The 17,914-nt window shown below is 63.3% G+C and carries 15 protein-coding genes; 9 read left to right on the top strand and 6 right to left on the bottom strand.

The annotated features are described in order from the left end of the window. Window positions 1-243 precede the first annotated feature (243 nt). From MHM88_RS01025 to MHM88_RS01010, 4 genes are all read left to right on the top strand, one after another. Window positions 244-1,908 carry an ABC transporter substrate-binding protein gene (locus MHM88_RS01025; protein ID WP_239359137.1) on the top strand — a complete coding sequence of 555 codons (1,665 nt, stop codon included), beginning with the start codon at window positions 244-246 and terminating at the stop codon, window positions 1,906-1,908. A gap of 174 nt (window positions 1,909-2,082) precedes the next feature. Beyond that, complete coding sequence (locus tag MHM88_RS01020) at window positions 2,083-3,135, top strand: ABC transporter permease (RefSeq protein WP_239321621.1); 1,053 nt, start codon at window positions 2,083-2,085, stop codon at window positions 3,133-3,135. A gap of 15 nt (window positions 3,136-3,150) precedes the next feature. Then, the gene (locus tag MHM88_RS01015; RefSeq protein ID WP_239321623.1) at window positions 3,151-4,587 is read left to right on the top strand and encodes an ABC transporter permease; all 1,437 of its coding nucleotides are present in this window, start codon (window positions 3,151-3,153) and stop codon (window positions 4,585-4,587) included. Between the two features lie 94 nt (window positions 4,588-4,681). Further along, window positions 4,682-6,769, top strand: coding sequence for an ABC transporter ATP-binding protein (locus MHM88_RS01010; RefSeq protein WP_239359136.1), 2,088 nt, complete (start codon window positions 4,682-4,684; stop codon window positions 6,767-6,769). A 349-nt stretch (window positions 6,770-7,118) separates the two neighbouring features. Here the strand turns inward: MHM88_RS01010 and MHM88_RS01005 are convergent, their stop codons facing one another. The 4 genes from MHM88_RS01005 to MHM88_RS00990 all read right to left on the bottom strand — a co-directional run bounded on the left by MHM88_RS01005 (window position 7,119) and on the right by MHM88_RS00990 (window position 11,047). Then, window positions 7,119-8,534: a sulfotransferase gene (locus MHM88_RS01005; protein ID WP_239321627.1), complete on the bottom strand. Its 1,416-nt coding sequence runs from the start codon at window positions 8,532-8,534 to the stop codon at window positions 7,119-7,121. A 129-nt stretch (window positions 8,535-8,663) separates the two neighbouring features. Beyond that, a complete protein-coding gene (locus MHM88_RS01000; protein ID WP_239359135.1) occupies window positions 8,664-9,806 on the bottom strand; it encodes a cytochrome-c peroxidase in 1,143 nt (380 codons plus the stop codon). A 140-nt stretch (window positions 9,807-9,946) separates the two neighbouring features. After that, window positions 9,947-10,321 (bottom strand): hypothetical protein, encoded by a 375-nt coding sequence (locus tag MHM88_RS00995; RefSeq protein WP_239359133.1) that lies wholly within the window; start codon window positions 10,319-10,321, stop codon window positions 9,947-9,949. Window positions 10,322-10,471: 150 nt separating this feature from the next. Then, window positions 10,472-11,047, bottom strand: a complete 576-nt coding sequence (locus MHM88_RS00990) for a lytic transglycosylase domain-containing protein (protein WP_239321633.1) — start codon at window positions 11,045-11,047, stop codon at window positions 10,472-10,474. Window positions 11,048-11,321: 274 nt separating this feature from the next. Between MHM88_RS00990 and ssb the strand changes: the two genes are divergently transcribed. Continuing rightward, window positions 11,322-11,855: a single-stranded DNA-binding protein gene (gene ssb / locus MHM88_RS00985; RefSeq protein WP_239359132.1), complete on the top strand. Its 534-nt coding sequence runs from the start codon at window positions 11,322-11,324 to the stop codon at window positions 11,853-11,855. A 105-nt stretch (window positions 11,856-11,960) separates the two neighbouring features. Here ssb and aroB read toward each other — a convergent pair whose 3' ends face one another. Together aroB and MHM88_RS00975 are read right to left on the bottom strand one after the other, a co-directional pair. Then, entirely contained in the window at window positions 11,961-13,076 is a 1,116-nt protein-coding gene (aroB, locus tag MHM88_RS00980) for a 3-dehydroquinate synthase (RefSeq protein WP_239359131.1), read from the bottom strand. Next, window positions 13,076-13,666 carry a shikimate kinase gene (locus MHM88_RS00975; protein WP_239359130.1) on the bottom strand — a complete coding sequence of 197 codons (591 nt, stop codon included), beginning with the start codon at window positions 13,664-13,666 and terminating at the stop codon, window positions 13,076-13,078. The genes aroB and MHM88_RS00975 overlap by 1 nt, the downstream gene beginning before the upstream one ends. A gap of 83 nt (window positions 13,667-13,749) precedes the next feature. On the opposite strand from MHM88_RS00975, the gene MHM88_RS00970 reads away from it, so the two are divergent. The 4 genes from MHM88_RS00970 to MHM88_RS00955 all read left to right on the top strand — a co-directional run bounded on the left by MHM88_RS00970 (window position 13,750) and on the right by MHM88_RS00955 (window position 17,853). Then, entirely contained in the window at window positions 13,750-13,899 is a 150-nt protein-coding gene (locus MHM88_RS00970) for a hypothetical protein (protein ID WP_239321641.1), read from the top strand. Next, window positions 13,889-15,418: a hypothetical protein gene (locus tag MHM88_RS00965; protein ID WP_239359129.1), complete on the top strand. Its 1,530-nt coding sequence runs from the start codon at window positions 13,889-13,891 to the stop codon at window positions 15,416-15,418. Before MHM88_RS00970 ends, MHM88_RS00965 begins: the two co-directional genes overlap by 11 nt. A gap of 18 nt (window positions 15,419-15,436) precedes the next feature. Then, window positions 15,437-16,390 carry a site-specific tyrosine recombinase XerD gene (locus tag MHM88_RS00960; RefSeq protein WP_239359128.1) on the top strand — a complete coding sequence of 318 codons (954 nt, stop codon included), beginning with the start codon at window positions 15,437-15,439 and terminating at the stop codon, window positions 16,388-16,390. Window positions 16,391-16,539: 149 nt separating this feature from the next. Then, the gene (locus MHM88_RS00955) at window positions 16,540-17,853 is read left to right on the top strand and encodes an HlyC/CorC family transporter (protein ID WP_239321647.1); all 1,314 of its coding nucleotides are present in this window, start codon (window positions 16,540-16,542) and stop codon (window positions 17,851-17,853) included. The last annotated feature ends 61 nt before the right edge of the window (window positions 17,854-17,914 follow it).

Genomic DNA, 17,914 nt, shown 5'->3' with positions numbered 1-17,914 from the left:
CTGATTGCTCCACCAAACTGGACACAAGTGTCGTTTTATCAAAACCGACAGGGGGAATGTCGCATTTTTACCGTCTGGTGCCGATACTGTGCATTGACGTCGGCCCGGATCTGTTGCCGTATGGTGAGGCTGAGAAACATTGTGACAATTCAACTACCTCAGCGCGATATAAAATAGCCCGCGACTGAGAACCTCGTGACCGAGGGCGCCCTTCAAATGACGGTCTAGAACAGGGAGACATCGATGACCACCACCACACTCAAGAGCTCGACCCCCCATTGGGCGGCAGAGATGCACGCGAAGGAACTGAAAGCCGGCAAGATCTCCCGGCGCGAATTCCTGACCCGTGCCACCGCTCTGGGCGTATCCGCCACTGCCGCCTACGGCATGATCGGCCTGTCCGCCCCGGCCCGCGCTGCCGGCGACATGCAGGAAGGCGGCACCATGCGTGTCCAGATGAACGTCCGCGGCCTGAAGGATCCGCGCACCTATGACTGGTCCGAAATCGGCAACGAGACCCGCGGCACGCTGGAATATCTGGTCGAATACAACAACGACGGCACCTTCACCCCCATGCTGCTGGAAAGCTGGGAAGTGAACGACAGCGCCGACGAATATACATTGAATGTCCGCAAGGGCGTGAAATGGAACAACGGCGACGATTTCACCGCCGAGGACGTGGCGCGCAACATCGCCGGCTGGTGCGACAAGGACATGGAAGGCAACTCCATGGCCGGCCGTTTCGGCAGCCTGATCGACCCCGACACCAACAAGGCCATCGAGGGCGCGATCGAGGTGGTCGACAGCCACACCGTGAAGCTGAAGCTGCCGAACTCCGACATCTCGATCATTCCGGGCATGGCGGATTATCCGGCGGCGATCACCCACGCCAGCTTTAGCGCGGATGATGCACAGAACGCGGTTGGCACCGGCCCCTATTTGATCTCCGAACTCGAGGTCGGCGTGAAATGCACCCTGACCCGCAACGAGGACCACACCTGGTGGGGCGAAGAGGTCTTTGGCCGTCCGGCGCTGGACAGCATCGAATACATCGACTTCGGCACCGACCCGTCCTCGTGGCTGTCGGCGCTGGAAGCGGAAGAAGTGGACATGCTCTACGAATCCGTGGGCGAATTCATCGACGTGATGGACGCGCTGGGCTTTGTGAAGTCCGAAGTTGTGACCATGTCCACCATCGTGATCCGTCCCAATCAGCTGGCCGAGGTCGATGGCAAGAAGCCCTATGCCGATCAGCGCGTGCGCAAGGCGTTGCAGATGGCGATCGACAATGATGTCTGCCTGGAACTGGGCTACGGCAACCGCGGCGTCGTCGCCGAGCATCACCACGTCGGCCCGGCGCACCCGGAATATGCCGAACTGCCCAAGCAGGAAGTGGACGTCGAAGGCGCCCGCGCCCTGATGGAAGAAGCCGGCATGATGGATTTCGAACACGAGATCATCTCCATCGACGACGACTGGCGCAAGAACACCACCGATGCGGTGGCCGCTCAGCTGCGCGACGCGGGCTTCAAGGTGAAGCGCACCGTCCTGCCCGGCTCCACCTTCTGGAACGACTGGACCAAATACCCGTTCAGCTCCACCAACTGGAACCACCGTCCGCTTGGCGTTCAGATCTGGGCGCTGGCCTATCGTTCGGGCGAGGCCTGGAACGAATTCGGCTGGTCCAATGAGGAGTTCGATCAGATCCTGTCCGACGCGCTGGCGATCGCCGATGCCGACAAGCGTCGCGAAATCGTTGCCAAGGGCGAGAAGCTGATCCAGGACGAGGGTGTCACCATCCAGCCCTACTGGAAATCGCTGTTCCGCCACATGCGCGAGGGCGTGATGGGGGCTGACATGCACATCTCCTACGAGCACCACCACTACAAGTGGGGCTGGGCGGCCTGATCGCCTGAGATCACGCCCACGCCTGATGCTCCGTCCCCGGCCCCTGTGGTCCGGGGGCGGACAACCCAAAGAAAAACAAGAACAGCTACACGATAAAAACGGCCCCCACCGGATCGGAAGACCCAGTTCCGGACCACATCAGGGCCAGCCGACCGCCAGTCTGCAGGGGATCACATGGGACTATTCATATTGCGTCGTTCGGGCGTGATGATCATCACGGCATTGTGCCTGACGTTCATCGTGTTCTTTCTGACCAACCTCTATCCGAACCTTGAAAAACTCGCCAAGACCGAGGGCAACTTCCGCATGTCGGACGAGGCCGTCGCCAGTTGGCTTGAGAAGAACGGCTACGCCCAGCCCATCGCGGTGAAATACGGCCAGTGGCTCGGGGTTGTGCCCGGCTGGACCCGCACCGAAGACGGCACGGTGACCGGCCGCTGTCTGGATGGCGGCGTCTCGCCCGAAGTGGCGGCGGATGCGCCGCGCTATTGTGGCATCATCCAGGGCGACTGGGGCTATTCCACCCGGTTCAAGACCGAGGTCGGCGAAATCATCGAAACCCGTCTGGGCAACACCGGCTACCTGATGATGTGGGTGCTGATCCTGATGGTGCCCTCCGCACTCATCATCGGCGTCCTGGCCGGCATGCGCGAGGGATCGGCCACCGACCGGTCGCTGTCGACCCTGTCGATCATGACCACGGCCACCCCCGAATATGTCTCCGGCGTGATCTTCATCGCGGTCTTTGCCTCCTCCACCGTGGGGCTCAAATGGTTCAAGGGCACCGCAACGGCGGCAATGGAGAACCCGACGTTCGAGAACTTCTTCCTGCCGGTGCTGACCATCGCGCTCTATGGCATGGGCTATATCGCGCGGATGACGCGCGCCTCGATGACAGAGGTGATGACCGCGCAATATATCCGCACCGCGCGCCTCAAAGGGGTCAGCTTTCCGAACATCGTTCTGAAACACGCCCTGCGCAACGCGCTGATCGCCCCCTTCACGGTCATCATGCTCCAGTTCCCCTGGCTCCTGAACGGCGTGGTCATCGTGGAAAGCCTGTTCAACTACAAAGGCTTTGGCTGGGCGCTTGTGGAGGCCGCCAGCAACAACGACATCGAGCTGCTTCTTGCGGTCTCCGTTGTCTCCGTCGTCGTGGTTCTGTTGACGCAGCTGATTTCCGATATCGGCTATATCTTCCTGAACCCACGTATCCGTATCTCTTAAGGCAGGAGGCTTTTCATGGATCCCTTGACCTGGACAGGCGCTCTTGCCTTTCTCAACCCGATCTACCAGATCGCGCTTCTGCTGCTGGCTGCGGCGATCGTGATCTGGATGGTGATGTCCATCCTCAGCGCCGGCACCCGTCAGGTGGCCAATGCGGACGGCACCGTCACGCTGGCGGGCAATCCGCAAGCGATGGCGAGCCTGGGCGTGCGCTTTGCGTTCCTTGCGGTCGCCGCCCTGTCGCTGGCCTACCTCCTGCTGGGGCTGGTGATGAACACCGGCGCCGGCATCGTCGGCGCGATGTCGCGCCAGTTGCTGCCGACCTGGGTCGCGCTGGTTGTGCTCTTTGGCCTGTCGATCAGCTTCAAGCGTCGCCTCGGCCTCTATGGCAAACTGTTTGACAGCCCCATCGGCATGATCGGCTTTGGCCTTGTCATGTTCTGGGTGTTCACCGGCATCTTTGCCGCCGCCGACCTGATCGCCACGCATGACCCGCTGGCACAGGTCTCCGGCATGAAGAACAAGGTTCCCGGCACACCGCTGCGTGGGGCCGAAGACGGCGAATACGCCTGGTATCTTCTGGGCGGTGACAACCTCGCGCGTGACGTGTTCTCGCGCATGGTCAAAGGCGCCTGGGAGGTGCTGAAATACGCGCCGCTGGCCACGCTCTTTGCCTTTATGGTGGGGATCACCCTGGGGCTTCCGGCGGGCTACTACGGTGGCCGTCTGGATACGGTGCTGTCGTTCCTTGCCAACCTCATCCTCGCCTTCCCGGTTATCCTGCTGTTCTATCTGCTGGTGACGCCGGAGATCGTGGCCACCGGCCTGCCACAGTTCATGGCTGTCGTGCTCTTTGCCTTTCCGATGGTGTTCTGCGGCGTGTTGATCCACTCGCGGTTCCGCACCCAGCCCAACAAGGACTACATGTGGCTGGCGCTGGTGCTGGTGCCCATGTTCCTGCTCTACATGTCGCTGATCAATGCGCGCGGCTCCAAGATCGACTTCTGGCCGCTTGATTTCTTTGACATTCCCGGCGGCGTGCTGGTGGTGTTCGTGTCGGTGGTCTTTGTGAACTCGCCCACCGTATTCCGCATCGTTCGCGGCCTGGCGCTGGACATCAAGACCCGCGATTACGTGGCCGCGGCGCAGACCCGCGGCGAGCGGCCCTGGTACATCATGCTGTGGGAGATCCTGCCCAACGTGCGCGGTCCGCTGATCGTCGATTTCTGCCTGCGCATCGGCTACACCACCATCCTGCTTGGGACGCTCGGCTTCTTTGGCCTCGGCCTGCCGCCGGAAAGCCCGGATTGGGGCTCCACGATCAACGACGGGCGCAAGCTGTTGTCGATCTACCTGCACCCGGCCCTGCCGCCCGCGGTGGCGCTGATGAGCCTGGTGCTGGGCCTCAACCTGCTGGCCGACGGCCTGCGCGAAGAGAGCCTCAAGGACTGATGTGAGCTTTGCCGGGGGCACTGCCCCCGGCCCCCAAGATATTCAGGGCCAAAAGAAGCGATCCCATATCGCCCGGCCCACCAGGGAGACAAAGATGAGCAAACTTGCAGACTACGACGGTCCGATTCTCGAAATCGACAAGCTGTCGATCTCCTTCTTCACCCGCCTGCGCGAAATTCCGGCGGTGATGGATTTCTCCGTCGCGGTGCAACCCGGCGAGGCCGTGGGCCTTGTCGGGGAATCCGGCTGCGGCAAATCCACCGTGGCGCTGGGCGTCATGCAGGACCTGGGCAAGAACGGTCGCATTGTCGGCGGCTCGATCAAGTTCAAGGGCCGCGATCTGGCCGAAATGAGCACGGAAGAGCTGCGCGATGTGCGCGGCAACGAGATCGCGATGATCTATCAGGAACCGATGGCCTCGCTGAACCCGGCGATGAAGATCGGCAAGCAGCTGATGGAAGTGCCGATGATCCACGAGGGGCTTAGCGAAAAAGACGCCTACGCGCGCGCCCTCGAGGTGGTGACGGACGTGAAACTGCCGGACCCCAAGCGGATGCTGAACTCCTATCCGCACCAGCTCTCGGGCGGCCAGCAGCAACGGATCGTCATCGCCATGGCGCTGATGTCGAAACCCTCGCTGCTGATCCTGGATGAGCCCACCACCGCGCTCGACGTGACGGTGGAGGCCGCGGTGGTCGAGCTGGTCAAGGATCTGGGCAAGAAATACGGCACCTCGATGCTGTTCATCTCCCACAACCTCGGGCTGGTGCTGGAAACCTGTGACCGGCTCTGCGTGATGTACTCCGGCGAGGCGGTGGAGCGTGGCTCGATCGAGGATGTGTTCGACGACATGCGTCACCCCTACACGCAGGCGCTGTTCCGCTCGATCCCGCTGCCCGGCGCCGACAAGAACGCGCGCCCGCTGGTGGCGATCCCCGGCAACTTCCCCCTGCCCCATGAACGCCCGCCGGGCTGCAACTTCGGCCCGCGCTGCGATTATTTCGAAGCCGGGCGGTGTGACTCCGGTGACATCCTGATGGAACCGGTGCCGGGTAATGACCGTCACCATACCCGCTGCCTCAAATTCCAGGAGATCGACTGGAACGCTCCCATCAATGCGGGCGAGCAGAAGGAAAAAAATGAACCCGGCCGCGTTGTCCTGAAGATGGACAATCTCAAGAAATACTACGAGGTCGCGGCCAATGCGCTGTTCGGTGGCGGTACCAAAAAGGTGGTGAAGGCCAACGAGACGCTGAGTTTCGAAGCCCGCGAATCCGAAACCCTTGCCATCGTCGGCGAGTCGGGCTGTGGCAAGTCGACCTTTGCCAAGGTGCTGATGGGGCTGGAGACCGCCACCGAGGGCGAGATCCTGCTGGACAACCGCAATATCGAACAGGTGCCGATCCAGCAGCGCGACGCCGGCACCATCGCCGATGTGCAGATGGTGTTCCAGAACCCCTTCGACACGCTCAACCCGTCGATGACCGTGGGGCGTCAGATCATCCGCGCGCTGGATATCTTTGGCATCGGCAAGAACGACGCCGAACGCAAGCAGCGCATGCTGGAACTGCTGGATCTGGTAAAACTGCCGCGCGCCTTTGCCGACCGCATGCCACGACAGCTGTCCGGTGGCCAGAAGCAGCGGGTGGGCATTGCCCGTGCCTTTGCTGGCGGGGCCCGGATCGTGGTCGCGGACGAGCCGGTTTCGGCGCTTGACGTCTCCGTGCAGGCGGCGGTGACCGATCTCTTGATGGAGATCCAGCGCAACGAGAAGACCACGCTTCTGTTCATCTCCCACGATCTGTCGATCGTGCGTTACCTGTCGGACCGGGTGATGGTGATGTATCTCGGGCATGTGGTGGAACTCGGGGACACCGAACAGGTGTTCTCGCCGCCCTATCACCCCTATACCGAAGCGCTCTTGTCGGCGGTTCCGATCGCCGACACCTCGGTGGAAAAGACCCACATCGTGCTGGAGGGCGACATTCCCTCGGCGATGAACCCGCCGTCCGGCTGCCCCTTCCAGACCCGCTGCCGCTGGAAATCCGAGGTCCCTGGGGGCTTGTGCGAAAAGGAAGTGCCACCGATCCGGACCCTCGACGGGGGCCACCAGATCAAGTGCCACCTGAGCGAAGAGATCCTCGAACGCATGGAGCCGGTGATCAAGATCGCCGCCGAATAGGGCTGTTCTAGGCCGGTCCATCCGGCCTTTGGCACAGGCCGGAGCTGGCTCCGCCCCGGGTCCGCACGGCCCGGCAGACCTGAGAAAACGGCCCGGTTTGAATGACTTAGGCGCTTCGGCCCATTGAACGGCCCGATCTGACAGGCCCCGCGCGTCGGACAGCACAGAAAACGGCTCCACCCTGCGTTGGGTGGAGCCGTTTTGTTTGTGTAACGGGCACAACCGCCAACCGTCTCTGCCCCCCTAGGGACGAGGGGCAGAACGTTGGATCAGCATCGCACCCTTATAGCCGGGCGGGATCTGTGCCGATGTACGTGCCCGCTCTTGCAAGCGGTCACGGTACGCATATTCAGCGCAGGGCTGCGTCGAACGCCTCCCAGGCCTCGACCCAGCGGGCGCCGCCCAGGGCGTCATAGACCGGCTTCAGCTGTTCTTCATAGGCCTGCCACTGGCCTTGGGTGTCCGGCGTCAACTCTTCCTGTCCCAGCATCCCGGAAATCGCATCCAGGTTACACAGCGCGTTGGGCGTCAGACAATCCACGTGGAAATCCAGCCCTGCATGATCCAGCAGCAGCGCGATTTCGGTTTCGGGACGCTGCACCAGCGCCTCGTAGGATTGCAGGCGCATCGCATCGCCCAGCGTCGCGGCATAGTTGGTCGCCGAGGAGTAGACCGTGCGCGTGACCTTGGCGATCCATTCCGGGCGCGACGCCAGCGCGTTGCCGTTCAGCACATTGGAGGCGACATTTGCCAGCGCCGTATCCAGCGGATGGCGCGACAGGAAGACAAACTTCGCCTCGGGGAACAGGAATTGCGCAAGCGCGAACTCCAGGCAGCCGAGCGGATGGGCATCCACGATCGTCTTGCCGCCCGCAACCTGCCCGCCCAGGGCACGCTCCAGATAGTACTGGCGGAAAATATCGACCTCTTCCGCCGTCAGCTGGTCCATCCAGTCCCAGTAGTTGCAGGGACGGTCGGTTTTGGCCAGATGCATGCGGATCGCACCGTGGGTGCGCGACAGCGCCGTGTTTTCGCCAACGCTGAACACGCCGGGGTGTTTGGCCAGGATCCGTTCCACCAGACCGGTGCCGGCCATGGGCATGCCGCCGACAAAGACGATCTTGGGCAGGAGGGTGGCATCCTCGGAGGCCGGACGCGGTTCGAACAGGGCTTCCTGCTCTGCAACCATCTCGTCAAAGATCGCCGGGGCAAAGGCGCCTGCGACCTCCTGGCGGGAGGATTGGAACAGGGTGTAGGCGACGTCGGTCTCACCCGCCGCATGGGCGATCTGCGCCAGCGCGTGATGAACCAGCGCCCGGTGGCGCGTATCCAGGTTGGTGCGCTCGGACAGCGACAGCAGACGCTGGGCGTAGATGCTGTCGACGCCGAATGTCTCGATCCCGTTGAGCGCGGTCAACGCCGGGATCGAATTGGGGTCCAGTCGCAGCACTTCTTCAAAGGCATGCGCGGCGCTGGCCAGATCTCCATTGGTCTGCAGCATCAGCCCCAGCTTGCCCCAGCCCGCGGCATCCTCTGGCGCGGCTTCGGTGATGTGGCGCATCACCTTGATGGCATTGGGATAATCGCGCATTTCGAAAAAGCAGTCGGCGGTCCGCTCAAGCAGGCCGATGTCCAGCTCGCCCGCTTGGACATAGGGCAGCATCACGCTGAGGGAGCGCGCAAATTTACCCGTGGCCATGAGACCGTCGACGGTTGCAAATGCCTCAGCCAAGGCATCGGGAGTTTGGCTGTTTTCTACCAGCATGTGATGTTCGCCCTTCTGTAACGATGAGGCCGAACCTGCTGGAGAGAAGTGAATCAGCGGTAAAGCGCTTGGTTCGAATTTGTGTCTTTTTCTTGGAATTTAACGCAGCATCGCCGCAAAGGTTACCCGTTACTCGCTCAGAAGCGGTTCGTAGCGCGCATCGGTCAGCGTTTTCAGAAAGGCCACCAGCGCATCAATCCGGCGTTCGTCCAGCGCCGGCCCATGGGTCAGCTCTGTCGTCGACAGGGTGTCCGGCACCGGGATCGTCCCCCAGGATGCGCCGGTCTCCGGGTTGATCTGCGCCACATCCGCCTTGCTGTTGTAGCGGTTGTAGAAGGTCACCACGGTGCGCAGATCCTGGAAGACGCCATTGTGCATATAGGGGCCAGTCACCGCCACATTGCGCAGGGTCGGTGTCTTGAACTTGCCGCGCTGGTGCGGATCGTCGACCAGGGGGTTGTCCAGCAGGCCGTTGTCGACCCACTCCGCCGCAACCCCGTTTTCCTGCCGGCCCGGCAAATTCGCCGGCACGCCGATATTGTGGTACTTGAAATCGGTAAAGGGCTCGGCCGGGTCCATCGCACTGCGGCGCAACTGATGACACTGGTTGCAGTTGGTGAACTGTTGCGAAAAGAACAGGAGCCGCCCCAGTTCCTCCATCTTTGTCAGTTCGGCCTCGCCGCGCAGATAGCGGTCATATTTGCTGTCGAAGGGCCGAAAGACCTCGGTCTGTTCAAACCGCGCCAGCGCCAGGGTGAGCGCATCATAACCTGCCTCGGTCTGTGAAGGGTCTGTAATATCAACGTCATAGAGGTCGCGAAATGCGGTCACATAGGCCGGGGTTTCGGCCAGGCGCGCGACCGCCTCCGCCTCTGTTTTCAGCCCCAGCTCGATCGGATTGAGGATCGGACCGCCGGCCTGTGCCGCAAGATCCCCCGCACGGCCATCCCAGAATTGACCGCCGACCCAATCGCCGGCTTCATTCTGGTGAAAGGCAGGCGACAGCATCGCATAGCTTGCCGTCGGCGCGTGCCGTGCGCCCAGAGACTGCCCGTCGTCCCCGCGTGAGAACGCCCCCGCCGCGTCGCGCCGGGGATCGGCGAATCCCGCCTCCGGATCATGACAGCTGGCGCAGGACTGGCTGCGGTTGGCAGAGAGGTCGGTTTCAAAAAACAGGGCCTGCCCCAGCGCCTCCGGCGTCGCAAACTCCTCGGCGCAGACAGGCGTTGCGGCCAGGGCAGCGCAGGCGACCAAACGCAAAAGCACGGACATGAAACCCTCCTTGGACTTGCGGTTCGACCTAGCGCAGCGGTTCCCGAGAATCCAGATGCAGAAAGGACGCATCCCTTGCGGAACGCGCCCTTTCTCCCTCCCACAGTCCCACCCGCGGGTATTCTTTGGTGTGGCCAGGATCAGGCCACGGCGACGATCCCCAGCGTCAGCAGGTTGATCGAGGCAAATTGCAACAACACCGGACGCTTGCCCGCGCGCAGCACGGCCCAGGCCGCAAGCCCGACGGCGCTGGCAAGGCCGAGCACGCCAGCGGCCGTGAGCGTGACAGCCACCCAGCCGCCCTGCGCCCCGCCAAGGGCAGTTTCCAGCACCAGCGCTTTCAACAGCAGGCCCACCACAGCGCCAAAGGCCACCCCCATTACTGTCGGGCCGATCTCGCGCCGTTGTCCGCGTCCATGTTGATCCAGGATCAGATCCACCAGCTCTGGCCGGGGTTTCGCACCGGCTTCCCAACCGAGGCGTGTCACCTGTCCTTGAAATGTTTTCCCACTCACCAGTCTTCCCTCCGTGTTGAGGGCGAAATTTACCTCCGATTAAGGCGGATTAATGACCGGTTAACGATAGCGCAGAGGCAAATGGTTAACGCCGGCGGAAACACGCCGCGCCGTCGGGCAAACTGGCAAGATCCGGCTCAGGGTCAGCCCTCAGCTGCCGAGGATCTTGCGCACGTAGGTCTGGGTTTCCTTGTAGGGCGGCACGCCGCCGTAACGGCTGACCGCATCCGGGCCGGCGTTATAGGCGGCCAAGGCCAGCCGCCAGGAGCCGAATTTGCGGTATTGCTGGGCCAGGTATTTGGCCCCCCCGCGCAGGTTTTCTGCCGGCACCATCGGGTCAACGCCAAGGATACGGGCCGTCTGTGGCATCAGCTGCGCCAGCCCCAGCGCGCCCTTGTGCGACTGCGCCGCCGGGTTCCAGTTGCTCTCCTGCTGAACCAGTCGCAGGAACAGGTCTTCGGGCACCCCATGGGCCCGGGCAGCGCTGCGCGCCACCTCGAGGTATTCCCCGCGATAGTTGCCGTTGTAGATCGGCAGGATATCATCCTTGAGGCTGTCGGGCTTCAACCGCGCCGACCCGCGATATTGCGTGGCCCCCCGCGTGTCGAGGAACTTTGTCTGGGCGGCAAAGACCTTGCGTTTGGACTTGTTCTGAAACAGGTCCGCCGCCGCCGCAGGGCTGGTGCAGACGGACAGGATAAGAGTAGCAATAGCAAAGCGTCGCATCGAATGGGCAGCACATCTGATTTTTCGGCTGAGCGCACTATAAACGAGTTTACCGCAAATGGAAGATATCCACATCTATCTGGCGTGGAGGTCGTTTTTACGCCGTCTCCACACGCCGGAGGTGGCCCGCCGCTCTTTCATCACCCGGTCAGGGTCGCTACTGTAACGGTCAGGCAACGGACGGGATTCGACCTCCTGTCCCGGCGGCCCGCCGCGACCGCTGTAGATCTGACACGATACAGAACAAGACAAAGACACAAAGGACAGGACCCACATGGCCGGATCCCTGAACAAAGTAATGCTCATCGGCAACCTGGGCCGCGACCCGGAAGTGCGCAGCTTCCAGAATGGCGGCAAGGTGTGCAACCTGCGCATCGCAACCTCTGAGACCTGGAAAGACCGCAACACCGGCGAGCGTCGTGAAAAGACCGAATGGCACTCTGTCGCGATCTTCAGCGAAGGTCTGGTCCGCGTGTGCGAACAATATCTGCGCAAGGGCTCCAAGGTCTTTGTCGAAGGCCAGCTGCAGACCCGCAAATGGCAGGACCAGAATGGTCAGGACCGGTATTCGACCGAGGTGGTCTTGCAGGGCATCGGCGGCACGCTGACCATGCTCGACGGACGCGGTGAAGGCGGCGGTGGTGGCGGCGGCTACGGCGGAGGCCAAGGTGGCGGCGGTGACTACGGCGGCGGCGGTGGCGGCTATGGTGGTGGCGGCAGCTACGGCGGCGGCGGTGGCAACCAGGGCGGTGGCTTTGGCGGCGGTGGCCCCTCGCAGAACATCGACGACGACGAAATCCCGTTCTGAGGCCCCGGCCCGGACCAATTCGCACAAGAAAACACCCGGTGCTGTCCGCGCCGGGTGTTTTTCTATCTCATTCTTGATCGGTACAGGGGCACGTTCCGCGCCGCCTCAGGCGCGCTGGCGCAACGCCTCTTCCAGCACCGCCAGAACCTTGTCCTGCGGCACATCTGCCGTAACGAAGGCCGCGCCGATGCCACGGGCCAGAATGAACCGGAGCTGGCCGTCCACCACCTTTTTGTCCTGCCCCATCAGCGCCACGAGATCCGCAGCCGGGGGCAGATCGCCGGGAATATCCGCCAGATCGGTCTTCATCCCCATCGTCTTGAGATGGGCGCGCACGCGGCTTGGGTCTTCCTGGCTGCACAGGCCGAGCTGCGCCGACAGCTCAAAGGCCAGCGCGCAACCGATCGCCACGCCTTCACCATGCATCAGCCGGTCGCTGTAGCCGGTCGCCGCCTCCAGCGCGTGGCAGAAGGTATGGCCGAGGTTCAGCAGCGCGCGATCCCCCTGCTCGGTCTCGTCGCGCACCACGATGTCGGCCTTCATCTGGACCGACCGGGCCACCGCCTCGACCCGCAGCGCCATGTCGCCCGCCGCCATCGCAGGCGCGTTGGCTTCGAGCCAGTCAAAGAATGCCGCATCCCCCAACAGGCCGTATTTCACCACCTCGCCATAACCGGCGAGGAAATCCCGCGCGCTCAGGGTGTCCAGAACCGAGGTATCGGCCAGCACCATCGCCGGTTGGTGAAAGGCGCCGATCAGGTTCTTGCCCTGGGGCGCGTTGATGCCGGTCTTGCCGCCCACCGAACTGTCCACCTGCGCCAGCAGCGAGGTCGGGATCTGCACGAATCGCACACCCCGGCGCAGGACCGCCGCGGCAAATCCGGCCAGATCCCCGATCACCCCGCCGCCAAAGGCGATCACGATATCACCGCGCTCCACCTTCTGTTCCAGCAGCCATTCCACCGCGCGGGTGAACTGCGGCCAGCCCTTGGTGGCCTCGCCCGGCGGCAGTGCCAGGGCGTCCATTTCGATCCCCTCGGCGGCCAGCCCGGCCCGCAAACTGTCCAGGTGCAGCGCGGCAACGGTCTCATCCGTGAGCACCGCCACCCTGGAGCGGGTCAGCAAGGGGGAAATGCGCTTGCCGGCCTCGGCAATCAGCCCCGGGCCGATCACCACATCATAGGCCCGGTCCCCCAGCGGCACATGAACGGTCTGTTCCATCACTCAAACTCCAGTACATCCGGCCGGCTCCGCAGTGCCTGCAGCACCCGGTCCACCATATTATCGATCGAGACCTGACCATCGGAATGCACGGTCAGATCGGCCTGTGCGTAGACCGGAACCCGCGCGTGATAGAGGTCGGACAGGGTCTTGTAGGGATCGGCGGACCGCAACAGCGGCCGTGTATCGCGCCCCCTGACCCGTTTCCACAGCACCTCGAGATCGGCCTGCAAGCAGACAGACACGCCCGCCGCGCTCATCACGGCGCGGTTGCGCTCTGCCAGAAAGGCGCCGCCACCGGTGGACAGCACGCCACATTCCTCCTGAAGCAGTCGGCAGATCACCTGGTGTTCCTTCTCGCGAAAGAAGGGCTCGCCATCGCGGGCAAAGATCTCGGGGATCGACATGTTCGCCGCCGTCTCGATCTCGTGGTCGCTATCCAGAAACGGCACGTCCAGCCGGGCGGCCAGCGCGCGCCCGACAGCTGTCTTGCCCGCCCCCATCATGCCCACCAGCACGATGGTCTTCTTCAGCTTTCCCGGCACGCGACTTTCTGCCGTCGCATCGGTGATTTGGTCTTTTTCGCTCATTCTTCCGTGAATGACGTGATATTGCCGAAAAGGCCATATATAAAACTCGCAAAACAGGCAAAGAAGCAGGCACCGGGACCCCCATGGCACGTTTGGCAAAATACTTGGCTTTCCTCATTCTACTGGCGGCGATCGCATTGGTCGGCTATGCCTATGTCGGCCCCTGGTTCGGCGCGGATTTCTCGGCCCCGTCCGAGGAAGTGCGCAAGCCCGTGGTGCTTAATGCCGACTAGGATTGCTGCCCTGGCCCTCGGCGGTCTTTTGCTGACAGCCACGTCCGGTCTGGCCCGCGACCCGCTGGCCGCGATCGACTGGCTGAAGACCGCACCGCCAGTGGCCAATATTCCCGACACATTGCTGCTTGAACCCCCGGTCGCACAAAGCGCCAACGGGCCGGAAATCACCGTGACTCCGCTGGAGCGGCTGCTGCCGCCGGTGGGATTGGTGTCGCATGTGCGCACGGGCCTGCCGATCACCCTGTGGCAGGGCAGCCCGCCGGACCGGGTGTCGGATTTGATCCGCGAGGTCCCGGTCTCCGGCCTGCCAGCGATGCAGTCGCTGCTGATGACCCTCCTCCTGAGCGAGGCGCGCCCGCCGTTTCGCGACGCGGATCAGGTGCTGCTGGCCCGTCTCGACCGGCTGACCGAAATCGGCGCCACTGACCCGGCCCAGGCGCTGGTCCAGGAGGCCGGCCCCACTGCGACGGCGGCGCGGTTTGAGCGCTGGTTCGACGCGACGCTGCTGAATGGCGACGAGGACCGCAGCTGCGCAGCCCTCACAGCCGATCCCTACCTGAAGCAGGACTACACCGCCCGCATCTTTTGTGCCGCCCGGCGCGGCGACTGGCCCACGGCGGCCCTGATGATGGAAACGGCGCATGCGCTGGACCTGCTGGATGGCGATCAGATGGCGCTTCTGGACCGGTTCCTCAATCCGGATCTCTATGAGGGCATGCCGCCCCTGCCGACGCCCTCTGCCCCCTCGCCGCTGGAATTTCGCATGTTCGAGGCCATCGGCGAGCCGATGCCAACCCGCGCCCTGCCGCGTGCCTTTGCCAGCGCCGATCTGCGCGACATCACCGGCTGGAAAGCGCAGCTTGAGGCCGCGGAACGCCTGACCCGAAGCCGGGCCATGAACCCGAACCAGCTGCTGGGTCTGTTCACCGAACGGCAACCGGCGGCCTCTGGCGGGATCTGGGACCGGGTGGCGGCGGTGCAGCGGTTTGACACCGCGCTCGCCACCGGCAGTGCAGAGGCGATCCAGAAGACCCTGCCCGCCCTGTGGACCGCAGCGCGTGAGGCGGGGCTCGAAATTGCCCTGGCGGATCTGTTTGCACCACGACTGGCGCCGGTGGCGCTGGACGGCAAGGCGGCGCGCATCGCCTGGCGGTTGCGACTGCTGTCCTCGGAATATGAGAGCGCTGCCGCCACACCGCCGGACAGCAGCCGCCAGAGCCGCTTTCTCGCCTCGCTCGCGCAGGGCCAACCGGATGCGGATCTGGCCAGCAGCGCGCTGGAAAAGGCCATTGCCCGTGGCTTTGCCCCGGGGGCCCCGCTGCCAGCCGCGCAGAAGCTGCTGCTGGATCAGGGGCGCCTCGGCGAGTCGATCCTGGTGACCATGAAAAGCTTTGCCCATGCCGCGGATGGCAACCTGGAGGCGACGGTGCTGTCGCTCACCGCGTTTCGCCAGATGGGGCTTGAGGACACGGCCCGCCGGGCGGCGCTGCAACTGTTGCTGCTGCCGCGCGGCTAGAGGAGGCATCGACCGCTCATGCGCGCACCGGATCAGGACCTTCAGTGGATCTCGACCTTTCTCGATGCCCAGGCCGCAGAGCTGGGCGCGGCGCGCAATACCTTGCTCGCTTATGGGCGCGATCTGCGCGATCTGGTGCAATGGATGGCGGTCAGGCAACTGAGCTTTGCCAAGGTTCAGCAGAGCGACGTCGAGGCCTACCTGATCTCCTGCGATGCCGAGGGGCTGAGCCGCGCGACCCGCGCCCGACGCCTGTCGGCAATCAAGCAGATATACCGGTTTGCCTTTGAGGAAGGCTGGCGCGACGACAATCCCGCGCTTCAGATCAAGGGACCGGGACGGGCCAAATCGCTGCCCAAGACATTGGACATCGCCGAAGTCGACCGCCTGCTGGAGGCCGCCCGCAACAGCGGCCGGCGCGAGATTGATCGACAGCGCAACACCTGCCTGATGGAGCTTCTCTATGCGACCGGGATGCGGGTGAGCGAACTGGTGTCGCTGCCGGTCTCCGCCGCGCGCGGAGATCCCAATCTGCTGCTGATCCTGGGCAAGGGCGGCAAGGAACGGATGGTGCCGTTGTCCCCACCTGCCCGCGCCGCCCTGTCAGAGTGGCTCACAAGCCGTGATGCGCATGAGGAGCACCGCGCGACACAGGGGCACAAACCCTCTCGCTTCCTGTTTCCCTCCCGCAGCAAGGAGGGGCATCTGACCCGTCACCGGTTCTACCTGCTGATCAAGGAACTGGCGGTCGCCGGCGGGGTCTCCCCCGACAAGGTCACACCGCACACGCTGCGCCATGCCTTTGCCACTCATCTGCTGGAAAACGGCGCCGATCTGCGCGCGATCCAGGCGCTGCTGGGACATGCGGATATCGCCACCACCGAGATCTACACCCATGTCCTCGATGCCCGCCTGGCCGAGCTGGTGCACCAGCATCACCCGCTGGCGCAGCAGCCCCCGGAGGAGGACTGACCTCCCCACCTGAGCCGCCGGACAGTGCGACTGTGTCAGAGCGTCGGAACCCGCACGCCACCCGCCGGAGATTGCGCCCCGACAAGCCTTGATCCGGCGTCCTCCAGCCCCCATAACCATGAGAAATCGAAGGATCTTCAGGACCCCCAATGGACAGCACAACCTCCATGCTCGACAGCTCTTTCTGGATCACCGCCGGCGGCATCGTGATGCTGCTGGTTCTTTCCGGGTTCTTTTCCGGCTCTGAAACCGCGCTGACCGCCGCCTCGCGCGGAAAACTGCGCAGCCAGGCCGACAAGGGCTCGCGCGGGGCGGAGCGGGCGCTGCAAATCACCGAGGACAACGAACGGCTGATCGGATCGGTCCTGCTGGGCAACAACCTCGTCAACATCCTCGCTGCATCGCTGGCGACCGCACTCTTTACCCGCCTCTTTGGCGAAAGCGGTGTTGCGCTTGCCACATTGGTGATGACGCTGCTGGTGCTGATCTTTGCCGAAGTCCTGCCCAAGACCTATGCGATTACCAACTCGGAGAAAGCCGCCGCCGCCGTCGCCCCGGTGATCGGAACGCTGGTGACCTTCCTTGCGCCCGTCGTCGGCGCGGTGCGGCTGCTGGTGCGCGGTGTGTTGCGGTTGTTCGGCGTAAAGATCGACCCGGACAGCCACATCATGGCGGTCCGCGAAGAGATCGTCGGCGCGCTTCAGATCGGCCATTCCGAAGGGGTGGTCGAAAAAGAGGACCGGGACCGCATCCTCGGCGCACTCGATCTCTCGGACCGGTTTGTCGAAGAGATCATGCTGCACCGGTCCAAGATCGAGATGATCGATGCCAGCGCCGACCCCGAAGCCATCCTGGAGCAATGTCTGACGTCTTCGCACACGCGCCTGCCGCTCTACCAGGACGACCAGGAGAATATTATCGGCGTGGTGCATGCCAAGGACCTGCTGCGCAAGATGTATGCCAAGATCGGCGGTCCCGATGGCGATGCCTCTGCGCTGCGCGACTTCCGGATCACCGAGGTCAGCAAGCCGCCCTATTTCATTCCCGAAACCACGACGCTGGACGATCAGATGCGCCAGTTCCTGCGCATGCGGACGCATTTTGCGCTGGTGGTGGATGAATACGGCTCCCTTCAGGGGCTGATCACACTCGAGGATATCCTCGAAGAGATCGTTGGCGAAATCACCGATGAGTTTGATCCGGCGGAAGAGAGCTTTGCCCACAAGACCGGCGACGGCAACTACATGGTGGAAGGCGCGACGACCATCCGCGATCTCAATCGCGCGATGGAATGGTCGCTGCCGGATGACGAGGCCAATACGGTCGCCGGGCTGGTCATCCACGAGGCACAGATGATTCCGACCGTTGGCCAGGTCTTCTCTTTCCACGGGTTCCGCTTTGAAGTGACCGCCCGCGAAGGCAACCGGGTGACAGGGCTGAAGATCCGTCCCCTGGACATTTAGGCCCGCGTCCGCTGATCCCTTGAAAAATGAGGTGTTTCGCTTCGGGCTTTGCCCGAAGCGA

The organism is Epibacterium sp. MM17-32, from assembly GCF_022348205.1.
Lineage (GTDB): Bacteria > Pseudomonadota > Alphaproteobacteria > Rhodobacterales > Rhodobacteraceae > Epibacterium.
Note: the sequence above shows the minus strand (reverse complement) of the source record. Positions and strands in the feature narration are given on the sequence as shown.